At 37.3% G+C, this 12497-nt stretch carries 14 protein-coding genes and 1 tRNA gene; 4 read left to right on the top strand and 11 right to left on the bottom strand.

Features of this window, described 5'->3' with window-relative positions; translation table 11 throughout:
• Nucleotides 1-10 precede the first annotated feature (10 nt).
• Together EFY79_RS00320 and EFY79_RS00315 are read right to left on the bottom strand one after the other, a co-directional pair.
• Complete coding sequence (locus tag EFY79_RS00320) at nucleotides 11-646, bottom strand: 50S ribosomal protein L25 (RefSeq protein WP_123118677.1); 636 nt, start codon at nucleotides 644-646, stop codon at nucleotides 11-13.
• A 156-nt stretch (nucleotides 647-802) separates the two neighbouring features.
• Nucleotides 803-1765, bottom strand: coding sequence for a ribose-phosphate diphosphokinase (locus tag EFY79_RS00315; RefSeq protein WP_123118676.1), 963 nt, complete (start codon nucleotides 1763-1765; stop codon nucleotides 803-805).
• A gap of 69 nt (nucleotides 1766-1834) precedes the next feature.
• On the opposite strand from EFY79_RS00315, the gene radC reads away from it, so the two are divergent.
• Nucleotides 1835-2536: a RadC family protein gene (gene radC, locus EFY79_RS00310; protein WP_123118675.1), complete on the top strand. Its 702-nt coding sequence runs from the start codon at nucleotides 1835-1837 to the stop codon at nucleotides 2534-2536.
• A 33-nt stretch (nucleotides 2537-2569) separates the two neighbouring features.
• Here radC and EFY79_RS00305 read toward each other — a convergent pair whose 3' ends face one another.
• Nucleotides 2570-2884: a DUF3467 domain-containing protein gene (locus EFY79_RS00305; RefSeq protein WP_123119204.1), complete on the bottom strand. Its 315-nt coding sequence runs from the start codon at nucleotides 2882-2884 to the stop codon at nucleotides 2570-2572.
• Nucleotides 2885-3051: 167 nt separating this feature from the next.
• Nucleotides 3052-3924 (bottom strand): 1-aminocyclopropane-1-carboxylate deaminase/D-cysteine desulfhydrase, encoded by an 873-nt coding sequence (locus EFY79_RS00300; RefSeq protein ID WP_158605110.1) that lies wholly within the window; start codon nucleotides 3922-3924, stop codon nucleotides 3052-3054.
• 157 nt (nucleotides 3925-4081) lie between these two features.
• Between EFY79_RS00300 and EFY79_RS00295 the strand changes: the two genes are divergently transcribed.
• Nucleotides 4082-4981 carry a sugar phosphate nucleotidyltransferase gene (locus tag EFY79_RS00295; RefSeq protein ID WP_123118673.1) on the top strand — a complete coding sequence of 300 codons (900 nt, stop codon included), beginning with the start codon at nucleotides 4082-4084 and terminating at the stop codon, nucleotides 4979-4981.
• Between the two features lie 99 nt (nucleotides 4982-5080).
• On the opposite strand, the gene EFY79_RS00290 is transcribed toward EFY79_RS00295, so the two are convergent.
• Together EFY79_RS00290 and EFY79_RS00285 are read right to left on the bottom strand one after the other, a co-directional pair.
• Nucleotides 5081-6190, bottom strand: a complete 1110-nt coding sequence (locus EFY79_RS00290; RefSeq protein ID WP_123118672.1) for a S1C family serine protease — start codon at nucleotides 6188-6190, stop codon at nucleotides 5081-5083.
• Nucleotides 6191-6192: 2 nt separating this feature from the next.
• On the bottom strand, nucleotides 6193-6759 hold the full coding sequence (locus EFY79_RS00285; protein WP_123119203.1) for an RNA polymerase sigma factor: 567 nt from the start codon (nucleotides 6757-6759) through the stop codon (nucleotides 6193-6195).
• Nucleotides 6760-6891: 132 nt separating this feature from the next.
• Here EFY79_RS00285 and EFY79_RS00280 point away from each other — a divergent pair, with 132 nt between their 5' ends.
• Both EFY79_RS00280 and EFY79_RS00275 read left to right on the top strand, forming a co-directional pair.
• Nucleotides 6892-7089, top strand: coding sequence for a hypothetical protein (locus tag EFY79_RS00280; protein ID WP_123118671.1), 198 nt, complete (start codon nucleotides 6892-6894; stop codon nucleotides 7087-7089).
• Between the two features lie 174 nt (nucleotides 7090-7263).
• Nucleotides 7264-7348 (top strand) — tRNA-Ser (locus EFY79_RS00275).
• A gap of 120 nt (nucleotides 7349-7468) precedes the next feature.
• On the opposite strand, the gene EFY79_RS00270 is transcribed toward EFY79_RS00275, so the two are convergent.
• The 5 genes from EFY79_RS00270 to EFY79_RS00250 form a co-directional block, all read right to left on the bottom strand.
• Nucleotides 7469-7936 (bottom strand): heme-binding domain-containing protein, encoded by a 468-nt coding sequence (locus tag EFY79_RS00270; RefSeq protein ID WP_123118670.1) that lies wholly within the window; start codon nucleotides 7934-7936, stop codon nucleotides 7469-7471.
• Between the two features lie 6 nt (nucleotides 7937-7942).
• A complete protein-coding gene (locus tag EFY79_RS00265; protein WP_123118669.1) occupies nucleotides 7943-8518 on the bottom strand; it encodes a DUF3347 domain-containing protein in 576 nt (191 codons plus the stop codon).
• Between the two features lie 178 nt (nucleotides 8519-8696).
• Nucleotides 8697-9983 carry an efflux RND transporter periplasmic adaptor subunit gene (locus tag EFY79_RS00260; protein ID WP_123118668.1) on the bottom strand — a complete coding sequence of 429 codons (1287 nt, stop codon included), beginning with the start codon at nucleotides 9981-9983 and terminating at the stop codon, nucleotides 8697-8699.
• A 2-nt stretch (nucleotides 9984-9985) separates the two neighbouring features.
• Entirely contained in the window at nucleotides 9986-11239 is a 1254-nt protein-coding gene (locus EFY79_RS00255; RefSeq protein WP_158605109.1) for an efflux RND transporter periplasmic adaptor subunit, read from the bottom strand.
• A 7-nt stretch (nucleotides 11240-11246) separates the two neighbouring features.
• Nucleotides 11247-12494 carry a TolC family protein gene (locus EFY79_RS00250; protein ID WP_123118666.1) on the bottom strand — a complete coding sequence of 416 codons (1248 nt, stop codon included), beginning with the start codon at nucleotides 12492-12494 and terminating at the stop codon, nucleotides 11247-11249.
• Nucleotides 12495-12497: the final 3 nt, after the last annotated feature.

Raw genomic sequence — 12497 nt, 5'->3', positions numbered from 1 at the left:
AGACTTTATACTATTTTTTTGCAGGAGCACCTTTAGCTTCAGCCGCGGGAGCAGCTTTTGCGTCGGTAGTCGCTGGCGCTGCTTTAGCTTCCTCCTGTTTTAATTGACGGGTCATAGTTACTGACGCTATCGGAATGCGGGGAGAATTCATAATTTCCATGTTTTCCGGCTTCACATCCTGCACGCGAATATTTTCATTTAATTTAAGATCATCAATATTTACTTCAATATTTTCCACCAAATATTTCGGAAGTGATTTTACTTTTAATGATTTAATCTTGGTTACTAATTTTCCTCCTTCCTTTACGCCTTGCGGTACGCCTGTAAATTTGATAGGAATATTTACTGTCACCTTTTTATCGGCTACCAGCTCAAGAAAATCTACATGAATCAGGTCGTCTGTCACTTTGCCAAATTGCAGGTCCTTTAACACGCAATTGTAAGAGTTGCCGTCCACACGAACTTCTGCCTGCATAAATTCCGGCGTGTAAATAATACCTTTGAACGCTGATGCCGGAGCAGAAAAATTTATTTCTTTTGCACCTCCGTAAATTACAGCAGGCACTTTATCCTCAGAGCGAAGCTGGCGGGTGGCTGCTTTGCCAAATTCGGTCCTGAGTTGTCCTTCGATTGTAATTGTTTTCATTTTAAAGTTTTAATTTTTTGAGGCGCAAAGGTAGGTGAAAAATTGGAAATTAAAGCATGCCTCAAAGCGAAAAAATCCGGTTAACCCAAAATAAAAGTCTTACTTTTTTGTGCTTTTACTGGAAAGCCATTTAATCTGAAAAAAATCGGCTGTATATTAGTTAGCCAGATTCTTTTTGTGCATTTTACTTCTGATAAACAGGCTATTGATGCTTTTATTTTCGTACGCGTTTCGTATAGCCACCGCAAAAAGATCGGCTACAGATACTACTTTAATCTTGTCGACTTTTTTTTGTATCGGAATGGTATCGCAAACCACTAATTCTTCCAAAACGCTATTTTGAATATTTTCATACGCATTATTGCTTAAAACAGGGTGCGTGCAAAAAGCCCGCACACTTCTCGCGCCCTTTTCCAATAATAAACCTGCACTTTTACACAAGGTACCACCGGTGTCGCAGATATCATCAATCAGTACAATGTTGCGGTTAGTGACATCACCAATCACCACCATACTTGCTATTTCATTGGCCCTTCTTCTGTGTTTGTCACAAATTACCATGTCCACTTCAAAATAACTGGCAATTTCCCTAATCCTGTTTGCACTGCCAACATCAGGCGCAGCAAAAGTTAAATTTTCAAGGTCCAAATCTTCTATATAAGGAATATAAATGGCAGACGAATCGAGGTGATCCACCGGAATATCAAAATATCCCTGGATTTGCGGCGCATGAAGATCCATTGTAATTATCCTGTCGGCACCGGCAGCCACAATCATATTGGCTACCAATTTAGACCCTATGGCCACCCTTGGTTTATCTTTCCTGTCCTGTCTTGCATAGCCATAATAAGGAATCACCGCAATTACCTTATCCGCCGAAGCTCTTTTTGCCGCATCAATCATCAGCAGCAACTCCATCAGGTTATCAGTGGGTGAAAATGTGCTTTGTATCAAAAAAACAAATTGGCCCCGTATGCTTTCTACATATTCTACTCCGATTTCACCGTCACTGAATTTTTGAATATTTATTTTACCCAAAGGTTCTCCAAATCTTAATGCGATTTGTTTGGCAAGATATTGAGAGCCGGTTCCCGAAAAGAGTTTTACGTTCGGATGCATACTATTAAGTTGTGAGATAATTAGTTTGGCGAAATTATAATTAATATTTTTGGAAATAAACTCTGATTTATGGAAAGTACTAACAAGTCATCCACCTCCATAAAAAACTGGGCGATTGATGACAGGCCCAGAGAAAAGCTTTTGTCAAAAGGAAGGGAAAGTTTAAGTGATTCAGAACTGCTTGCCATTTTAATTAATAGTGGCAGCGGTAAGGAAAGTGCGCTTGATCTAGCTAAAAAAGTGCTGAAATTAAGCGAAGATAATCTTGATGAATTGGGAAAAGTTTCGATAAAAGATCTCAGAACTATCAAAGGAATCGGTGAAGCACGTGCTGTAACAATCATTGCCGCATTAGAATTGGGCAGAAGGCGTCACGGAACTACTATCCTCGATAAAAAGCGCATTCATTCCAGTTCACAATTAGCCAGTTTTTTAAAATCATCTTTAAAAGATTATACCTATGAAGTTTTCGCAGTGGTTTTTATGAATGTGTCAGGAAAGGTGAAGCATTTTGAAATCTTAAGCAAAGGAGGGATAAATCAAACCATCGTCGATCCGAGAATTATTTTTTTGAAAGCGCTGGAAGTGCAGGCAACTTCTTTGGTGCTTTGCCATAATCATCCTTCAGGAAGCCTGAAACCCAGCCGCTCGGATGAGGAACTAACTGCCAAACTAAAAAGTGCAGGAAAATTACTCGACATCAAAGTGATGGACCATCTTATTGTCAGCGATGAAGGTTATTACAGCTTTGCAGATGAAGGGTTGATGTAAATTCTGCGTATCCAAAAAATTGAATGGCTTGGCTCAGGCCTGGGCAGTTGGCCCGCCAAAATTCATTGGCAATTCCACTGCCTCTAAATCCTGGATTGGCCCATTGGTGGCTTCAAATTTCTTTACATTTTCAATCATAGCTTTCATAAAGCGCTTTGCATGAGACGGAGTGAGAATGATACGGCTTTTAACTTTGCTTTTTGGTGTTCCGGGCATCACGTTTACAAAATCTACTACAAATTCAGCGTGGCTGTGAGTAATAATGGCAAGGTTGGCATATTGTCCCTCAGATACTTCTTCCGAAATTTCAATATTAAGCTGGTTGGGTGCGGCTGCTTGATCTGGCATAAACTTTTTTTTCAAAATTAATCCAAACATCGTGGCTTATAAAATAAAAAATGATCCTATTTATTTGTTTACTGCAAAAAATACCCACAACGATTTATTTTGGGAAATAACAAATACGAAACTGCAGTTACAAATCTGAAAACTCTAAAATCAAAAATTCGATATCATCAATCGTAATGTAAGACGTTTTCCCCTAAAGATTTGTTACCCTGAAGTCCGCCGGTATGAATACACAAAATTTTAGAGCCCCTTTCAAAGAAATTTTTGCCTGTCAGGTCATACATACCAAACATCATTTTAGCAGTATAAACAAAATCAAGTGGTATTAAATGTTTATCAAAAAAATCATTCATAAAAGAAATCAGTTCCTTGCTTTTTTTTGCATAACCGCCAAAATGATAGTCATTGATTAATACAAAATCTTTTTTCGGAGCTACTTTTAAAAGCCGAAACCTTTTTTGTAAATCGTTCATGCCTTTTAAAATTCCAAATCCTAAAATTTTTGAATCAGTCTTATTGACATCTATAATACCAGCCATTGTTGTTGCCGTTCCAACCGGAAGCGCCACATGAGTAAAATGCTTACCATCAAAATATTCATTTATCAAAGAAGCTCCGCGTTTTCCTTTTTCTGAAAAGCCACCTTCAGGAATCAGGATATGCTCACCGAAAGTTTCTTTGATTTCTTTTAAATAGTTTTCATCAACATTTTTGTAATTACTTCGGCTTATAAGTTCAAGCCCCATTCCATGTTCAAGACAAAATTGCAACGTGTGGGAAAGATTTTTTGCAGGTTCACCCCTAACGATTCCAACGGATTTTAGTTGTAAGCTTTCGCAGGCAAAGGCAGTAGCCGCCAGGTGGTTTGAATAAGCTCCACCAAAAGTAATTACGGTTTTATGGCCAGACTCAATTGCGTCTTTCAAAAAGTAAACAAGCTTGAATAATTTATTGCCGGAAACAACCGGATGAATATTATCCAGCCTGAGCATAGAAACACTAATCCCTTTTTTATCAAAAAGGCTATCTTCTAAATCCATGATTCCAGGCTCCTTCAATGGTAACGTCGCACTAATTTTGGAGAAGACAGAAAGTGGCATAAATGTTTCTTGCTTAATTTCGCGGCAATTTAATTTATAAAAAAAACAAAGCTTTAAAATCATTTATTTTTCAACATAAACTTAAATATACTCTCTGATGAAACCGACACTTTTAGTATTAGCAGCAGGTATGGGAAGCCGGTATGGCGGCATTAAACAAATGGATTCTTTCGGCCCAAATGGCGAAACCATTATTGACTATTCAATTTACGACGCTATAGCAAGCGGTTTTGGAAAAGTCGTTTTTATTATAAGGGAATCGTTTGCCACAGATTTTAAAAATCTTTTTGAACCCAAACTAAAAGGGAAAATACAGACTGAATATGTTTACCAGGAGATGAGTTCATTTACGGAAGGATTTCAACTGCCTGCAGAACGCACTAAACCTTGGGGAACTGCGCATGCGGTCCTATGCGCCAAGGAAGTTATTCACGAACCATTTGCAGTAATTAATGCCGATGATTTTTATGGCCGCGATGCTTTTGATAAGGCAGTAAAATTTCTGACTGAAGAAGTGTCGCCAAAAAAATATTGCATCATTGGTTACGAACTTTCAAAAACTATTTCTGAAAACGGAACCGTAAGCCGGGGTGTTTGCGAAGTGGATATCGACGGCAATCTGACTCATATCAATGAAAGAACTAAAATTTTTCCCGAGGATGGAAAAATTTATTATACTGAATCAGGAATGAATGTTCCCTTGCCGGCAGACACGGTAGTGAGCATGAATTTCTGGGGGTTCGACCCAAATGTTTTTGAATACATTCAAAAATTATTTATCAGGTTTTTGCAGGAAAACGGCGGCAATCCAAAAGCAGAATTTTTTATTCCCATTATAGGGGATGCTTTTATTGCGGATGGCAAAGGAGAAATAAAAGTGATTCCTACGTCTGCGCAATGGTTTGGGGTTACCTATAAAGAAGACGCTCCGCAGGTGAAAGAAGAAATTCACAAATTAGTGGCCGAAGGAGCCTACCCCGAACAATTGTTTCAATAAAATAAAAATTCGGCTTATTTATCGCTTTACTATAAAAAAGTTTACAGATATAAAAAAGCCCGGCTTTAAACCGGGCCTTTTCATGCAAGCGTTTGGACACTAATTTCCTTTCACTTTATAAACAAAATCTTCCAGTTTTTTTATTTGTTTTACTCGATCTAAACCTTTGAGGGAATTAACAGTTGGTGTTTTAATAGTAATATCTTTATCTTTTTTAATCTCCTTTAATGCCGAATAGATATTTTTAGACTTGATAGCAAACACTACACCGTCGGCATTGGTTTCTTTACTGCTGATAATCCCAATTACCTCGCCATTCTTATCAATAACGGGGCCGCCACTATTTCCTGGATTCACAGAAATACTGATTTGATAAGAAGTAGTATCTCCGTAATATCCGGATTTAGCGCTTAAATAGCCTTCGCCATATACTACTTCCTCGCGCGGATAGCCCAATGTAAAAATGGGTTCTGCCAGTTCGGCGCCCGATTTTGTGAATGTATAAGGAAGGTCTGATACTTTAGTAAACGAAGTATCAGTGATTTTTAAAATTGCCAAATCAGTTACAGAATTTGAATAAATCTGTTCTGCATAAAATTGATCTCCTTTTTTATTTTCCACCACAAGGTTTTTAGCATTTTGAACTACGTGTGCATTAGTAATTAAATAGCCTTTTCCATCTACCAAAAAGCCCGTGGCCCTGAAATTGGCTTCAAATTTTGGTTTGGATGAAGGATGAGCAGTAGTAGCAGCGTCATTTAACTTATGTTCAATTTCGTTCAGTTTGTATTCAAACTGGTTGAGTTTATGATCCACCAAAGGGGTAATCACAGCTACTTTTTTATTTTCGGAATATTTCGAAATAATCGTTGCAGTGCTTAAAGAAACAAGACAGGCAATAGCTGCTGCTACGGCGATCGTGCGGCGATAGCGGTTCCAGAGATAAACTATTTTCGCTTTTCCTTTTGCCTTGCTTCCGGAAATCACCCCTTCATTAATCAGCTTATTTTCGATTTCATTTAGATTATGGCGAAGTTGTTTCTGCTCGCTCATTCTCTCAAGCTCAGCCAGGAAAAAAGCATGTTCAGCAACTACCTCGTCAATTTCAGGATTATTACTTTTCAATTCCTCAAAAAATATTTTCTCATGTTTATCCATTTGGCCATTCCGATATCTTTCAATCGCATCCAGTAGTAAATTTTCTTCCATTTTCAGTCTTTGTTTTTATATTGAGCGAAGAATATTTTTTTTAGTCTCACAAGGCATTTGTATTTCTGTGTTTTAGCATTATCAGCGTTGGTATATCCGAAAGCTTCAGCTATTTCAGGCATTGTCTTTTTTTCGAGATAGAAAGCCTCAAGTAAACTTTTGCAAGGCTCTCCAATTTTTGCCAATGCACTTTCCATAAATAAAAAATCGTTGTTCTTTTTTTCATGGAATTCAAGATCATCTTCTACCGGCACAATTTCCTCAATTGTTTCAAGGGAAGGGTTAAACCGGTTTTGCTTTTGTAATTTCTTTAACCAAAGCCGCCGGCAAATAGAATACAAATAAGTTTGCAATTGGCAGCTTAGTGTAAAGGAACCTGATTTAACCTTTTCAAATAAAACAATCATGGCCTCCTGGAAAACATCAAGCGCATCATCAGTATAACCATTATTCTTTATTATATAGCCCTTGATTGCAGAAAAGTTATCACGGTAAATCGTCTCAATAGCTTCAGTATCATTTGCTGCGAGGCCTTTTAATAAAAGTGTTTCCTGTTCAATAGTTTTCACCCGGCTAATTATTAATACGTATAAAACGGAAAAGTAACCCAAAAAAGAATTTAAAAAAATTTTATCGGGTGGGTTACTTTTTCGAAATACGGGTATAAATAAGAAATAATTAAAAACCTAAAATTAAAACAAATGAAAAAATTATTTGCCGTTCTCGCAATCGCTGCTTTTATGACAGCTTGTAACAGTGGTTCTTCTTCTACAGAATCTACTTCTGATACTACAACCACAGTTACTACCGTTGATACAACAACAGCTCCTGCTGCAGTAGATACCGCTCACGCGATGGCAACTGATACAACTAAAACAGTTATAGATTCAACTAAATAATTGTAAACTATTTTTTTAGAGTCAAAGACTTTTATTTGACTGGCAATCTAAGAGCCGTTTCCAAAGGAAACGGTTTTTTTATATATACAGGTTAAAAAATTATTCCTGGAACTATTCTCTAAAAAAATTATCTAATAAGTTTTTTGATTAACCATCAAGCCTTATTTTTGCGCCGGAGAGTTGGCAGAGCGGTCTAATGCGGCGGTCTTGAAAACCGTTGAGGGTCACACCTCCTGGGGTTCGAATCCCTAACTCTCCGCTGAAATCAGTTAGATGAATGTAAGTGAAAACTAAGAAATCCAGTAAAATCAAGGGTTTCTTAATTTTTTTGTCCCAAACTTTACTAATAGTTATTCCATTTTACTGCTCTTCCAGCGCGTCATTCGTGGAGTAGTGAAACGCTGTCTTTTGTTTTAGATGCCCAGTTAATAATGATCGCTTTATCCTCTTTAGAAAGCTTCAAATTCGTATGCATCAAAGTATAAGAAGGGAGGGGCATGGTGCCATCTTCAACACTTTTCGTTATTGAAAATAATTTACTTCGCTGCTTGCGGCTAGAGTAAGTTCCGAACTCACTAAAATTCAATTCTTCTTTTCCTCTTTTTATATGAGAGGCGAGCCACCACCCGGCCGGTTGAATCCAGGAGTACCAGGGATAAATAGTATTGTTGCTATGGCAGTCGTAGCATGATCTTTTTAAAATTGCCTGTACGTTTTCGGGAACGTTATATATTTTTGAAACGTCCGTTGGCAATACCCGCGCGCTTTTATTGCGGGCAGGCTGAATGAATTGAATGGCAATTATTACAACCAATATCCCCAACAGGATTTTTTTTATCCGGCCCATCTTGTATTATTTGAGTTCTTCTTTTACTGAACCGCAGGTATCCATATCTTTCCCGAGATAGGGATTTTTAATTTCTTTTGTTTCGCTTAGCCATGTGGCGCCTTTATTATCATTGTACATCGGGCAATAGTCCTGGTACAGGGTTCGCCCGGCTCCAAAGGCTTTTACCAGGTCATACATATCTTTACTGAGCATATCAAAATGTTCGCGCTGGTGTTTGATGTTGCCCGCGTTCATACCAATATGTTCAGCATTTTCTTTTGCATCATCTCTTATATCATTGAAGATTTTCTTTTTATCCGCTGTTAACGACGCCTCATCAAAATTTTCAAAAGATTTTACCATCTTGTTTCCGGCGGCAGCAGCTTCCTTGTCGTTATCGTTGGCAAAGGCATTTTTCATTTGCAGATAATCGGCTAAAATCTCACCCACAGGTGAAGAAGATTTTAGTTGCGATGTTGCCACATTTGCTTTTGTAGACTCATTGTTTATTTTATTTATTTCGTTAAGTTTATTGCTGCTGTTATAACAGGCAGCTAATGTGATTGTGCCAATTGCAATGGCAAAAAATGTATTTTTCATTATTGTTATTTTTAAAAATAGAAATTGAAGTTTTTTGTTTGTTTACTGTTTGATATTGGTGTTATTGGTGATATCGATATTTTAATTGCTTGATCCTTTATGTAAATTTTAATCAACAATCAGGAAATATTTTCTTACAGAATAAAAAAAATTGTCGAAAAAACACACCTCATCTCACCTACATTTTCATTCCGCCCATGTCTCCCATCGAGCTTGCCCCTTTCCTGAAAATATATTCGCTTTCCAAAAGATAGGCGCCGGTTGTTACTACCAGGTCATTTGGTTGAATGCCTGATTTTATTTCAATCATATCACCACTTTCCATTCCGGTTTCTACCATTACGCTTTTAAATTTGTTTTGTGAAGTTTGCAGCCAAACCATTGCCATTTTACCATCTCTCAAAACCGCATCTGATGGAAGAAAAAGCCCATTATCTCCGCCTGTTTTTACCGTAACATAAGCTGCCATCCCGGGTTTAAGTTGATTGTTTTCATTCGGGATACTTATTCTCATTAGATTTATTCTTGTGGCTGAACTTAATTCAGGGTTTTGAAACGAAATTTTTCCCGCAATTTTTTTTCCTGGAATGTCCGGTATTTCTACCATCACATCTTTTGCATTATCTAATTGCGGAAGTTGCGTGGCATATACCTGCGCTTCTACCCAAAGAGTGGAAAGGCCTGCAAGCTTTACAATGCTGCTGCCTTCGGAAACGTAATCGCCTTCCTGCAAATTTAGTTCGGTAACATAACCTGACGCGGTGCTGTAAAAAGTGGTTCGGGGATTTACCAGCGAATCTTTATTCATATTCCTTACCTGTTGTTCACTCATCCCCCACAGGATCAATTTATTTTTTGCCGCAGAAATAACATCATCAAAATTTACAATTGAATTTCCAAGCGTTTCTTTTTTTTGCAATGCCAACAAATATTCCTGTTTTGCATTGTTTAGTTCTTCACTATATATTTCATACAGTGGCGCTCCTTTGGCTATGTAATCACCAATCTTCCTGAAATATAATTTTTCTATGCGTCCGGCAACTCGTGCACTTACGTCATTTATTTTTGTTTCATCAAAATTTAATACGCCGGTTAAAACCATTTGGTTATTAACCAATTCATTTTTAACTGTATCAATTTTTATATTACCCAACTGCATTTGTTCCGGGCTGAGAGATAACTCATTATTATTTTTCAGTTCTGCGCTTTTCTTTACGGGCACTAATTCCATATGGCATATAGGACACTTGCCTGGCCTTGCTTCTACTACCTGGGGATCCATTGAACAGGTGTAATACACATCCGGATCAGTAACTGCAGTTTGCGTTTTATTGTTGCATGATGCAATGAATATCATAACTGCCAACCATGATGAAATAACAATGAAACGATGCCTGTTCTTTGTGCTATTCAATTTCGAAATGCTTTTTCCTTGCAGCTGATTATATTGAGAAACATTTTTCATGATCACTGTTTTAATTTTATAAATCCTTCACTATCTATTAAAAATTGCGCATTTGTTGCTACCGTATCTTTTGTATCCAAACCTTCGATCACCTGGATTAAATTATTAGCTACAATACCTGTGCTCACCCGGTGTGCTTTAAAAACATCACCTTCTTTTAAAAAAACTACTTTGTTTAATCCGAGTGAAAGCACCGATTCTTTTGGCAGCCAATTACTAAAATTGGTTTGAACGTTTAGTGTAGCTTTTACCTGGCTTCCTACAGGTATCATACCCGACGAATTATTAAGATAAACTCTTGCTGATATCGTTTTGGAACCATTTTTATAAAAAGGTTCTATAAATCCTATTTTCGAAAAAATCTTTTTATCTGTTGTTTCAGGAATGATGGTTACCGGCGTACCTACTTTTATCAACGAATTTTCTCCGGGGAAAAAATTCAGTGTTACCCAAATGTTGTCCATATTAACTACCCGGAATACAGGCTGTCCTTTTTCAACATACATACCTTCTTTGATGGATAATTCACTGGTTACATTCATTGGAATTTCTTGCTGAGATGCCATGGCATTATTTCCTGCTTCATGCACGTGGCCCGAATAGTCGCTATAAATCGTAACCAGGAAAAGAGCTTTACCTGAAGAAATAACTTTTTGCAGTTGGTTTTGAGTCATCCCCAGCAATAATAATCTTTGTTTTGCCGCATTGATCAAAGTTGTATTTGTTGGATCATGCTTTACCAGGAACAAAAGATTTTGCTGCCCGGTCAAAAGCTCAGGGCTATAAATATTCATAATCTTATCGCCTTTGTGCACCGGCTGATAGCGGTACTTTATGTACAATTTTTCAATTCTCCCTGAAACTCCTGCAGATATGGTTTTCATAAATCTTGTATCGTATTCTATGCTTCCCAAAGCTTCGAGTTGAATCTGTTGTTTTGCAAATTGCATCGTTGTAACAGGCATAGAAGATACAACTGCATTATTGTTCGACTGAAGCAAAGTGGAAAGATCAATCTGTGAAATTTCCCTGTTGGCATTTTCTTTTTTCACCAAAGGCATTCCACAAATAAGGCAATTACCCGGATGATGTTCTCTTATTTGCGGATGCATCGGGCAGGTGTAAATTGATTCTGTATCTGCAATTGCAGAAACCTTTTTATTTTCCGGGTTTCTTTTGCATCCTGTTAATATTAAGGAAGCAACCACAAAGCCAAGTAGAAAAACATTTAGTATGATTGATCTTCTGATGTTCATATTCATTTCATTTTTGCTGCAGTACTTTATCCAACTGCACCTGGAGATTTAATAATTCCTGTAACTGATCAAGGTAATCGAGCTCAGTGATATTCAGGGCTTGCCATGCGTCGAACAACTCAAATAATCCTCCCGTATTTTGTTCATAAGCCAGTTGCATAACCTGGTAATTCTTTTTCAATGCAGGAATAATATTTTCACTAAATAATTGCAACTGCTTTTTTTTACTGTTGATAGAAGAAAGCAAACCTTCTGCTTCGCCGGAAGCCTGGTTTATAATTATTTGTTTTTGCGCTTCAAACGATTTTTCTTTCCATTTTAAACTTTCAATGCCTGCCTTATAATAACCGGATGACCACGGCGCTAATGGAATTTTTACTGTCGCCATTAAAGTGAAAAGCCAGGGCGATTTTCCAAAGCCAAACATGTGTTGGTATTGCAATCCAAACTGCGGCAGTTGCTTCGCTTTTTCAAGATTCAATTGAAGCTGATTTATTTGTAAATCCTGTGCTACGGCTTTAATATCGCTTCGTGCTTCGGTTAAATAATTGATGTCAATTGAAGCGTAGCTTTTAATTGCATAATTGGTATCAATCATAAAATTTTCATCCTTGTTGCGGTTCATTAAGGTGTTTAAAATGATCTGTTTTTGTTTTACCTCGTTTTTTAATTCCACACGTTGGTTTTCTATTTTGCCTAATTCGCCTTTGGCTTTGTAGTAAGCATTTAATTTTCCCAGGTTATTTTTATAACGCAGCTCTGTGCTTTGTATCATAAAATTGAGCAGCTTTTCATTATCATCCAGCACGGTTAATTTCTTTTCAATGACCAACCAATCGTAGTAATTCTTTTTTGCATCAGCATACAATTCATTTAAAGCAGTTTTTTTGTTTTGTTTATTAACTGCTGATAAAGCCTGCATGTATAATTCGTTTGCATTTTGTTCTTTTTTGTTGGGAAACATTTGCGATGCAGAAAGCGTAAATGAACCCACTCCGTTTTGCGAACCCATGGCTTTCGTAAGATTTAAATTATAAGGGGTCATAAAAAAACCTGCACCAAATTCAGGCACCGGCCAGCTTTTAGCGCCTTTGGCCGCTTCATCAAGGGAACGGATTTGCGCGTCATACATTTTTACTTCCGGATGATTTTTTTGAATTATGGAAAACATATTTTCAAGGGTCATCTTCTCCTGCCCATAAACATTTGCAGTAAACAAACAAATAACAAGGATTTTGATTATTAAACGTTTCATGAT

Source organism: Hanamia caeni, assembly GCF_003721595.1.
GTDB lineage: Bacteria > Bacteroidota > Bacteroidia > Chitinophagales > Chitinophagaceae > Ginsengibacter > Ginsengibacter caeni.
This window is presented reverse-complemented; position numbering and strand designations above follow the sequence as displayed.

Excerpts from the sequence above, each read along its gene's own strand:
- EFY79_RS00320 (WP_123118677.1), bottom strand. The coding sequence starts at position 646 with ATGAAAACAATTACAATCGAAGGACAACTCAGGACCGAATTTGGCAAA.
- EFY79_RS00315 (WP_123118676.1), bottom strand. The coding sequence starts at position 1,765 with ATGCATCCGAACGTAAAACTCTTTTCGGGAACCGGCTCTCAATATCTT.
- radC (WP_123118675.1), top strand. The coding sequence starts at position 1,835 with ATGGAAAGTACTAACAAGTCATCCACCTCCATAAAAAACTGGGCGATT.
- EFY79_RS00305 (WP_123119204.1), bottom strand. The coding sequence starts at position 2,884 with ATGCCAGATCAAGCAGCCGCACCCAACCAGCTTAATATTGAAATTTCG.
- EFY79_RS00300 (WP_158605110.1), bottom strand. The coding sequence starts at position 3,924 with ATGGATTTAGAAGATAGCCTTTTTGATAAAAAAGGGATTAGTGTTTCT.
- EFY79_RS00295 (WP_123118673.1), top strand. The coding sequence starts at position 4,082 with ATGAAACCGACACTTTTAGTATTAGCAGCAGGTATGGGAAGCCGGTAT.
- EFY79_RS00290 (WP_123118672.1), bottom strand. The coding sequence starts at position 6,190 with ATGGAAGAAAATTTACTACTGGATGCGATTGAAAGATATCGGAATGGC.
- EFY79_RS00280 (WP_123118671.1), top strand. The coding sequence starts at position 6,892 with ATGAAAAAATTATTTGCCGTTCTCGCAATCGCTGCTTTTATGACAGCT.
- EFY79_RS00270 (WP_123118670.1), bottom strand. The coding sequence starts at position 7,936 with ATGGGCCGGATAAAAAAAATCCTGTTGGGGATATTGGTTGTAATAATT.
- EFY79_RS00265 (WP_123118669.1), bottom strand. The coding sequence starts at position 8,518 with ATGAAAAATACATTTTTTGCCATTGCAATTGGCACAATCACATTAGCT.
- EFY79_RS00260 (WP_123118668.1), bottom strand. The coding sequence starts at position 9,983 with ATGAAAAATGTTTCTCAATATAATCAGCTGCAAGGAAAAAGCATTTCG.
- EFY79_RS00255 (WP_158605109.1), bottom strand. The coding sequence starts at position 11,239 with ATGAACATCAGAAGATCAATCATACTAAATGTTTTTCTACTTGGCTTT.
- EFY79_RS00250 (WP_123118666.1), bottom strand. The coding sequence starts at position 12,494 with ATGAAACGTTTAATAATCAAAATCCTTGTTATTTGTTTGTTTACTGCA.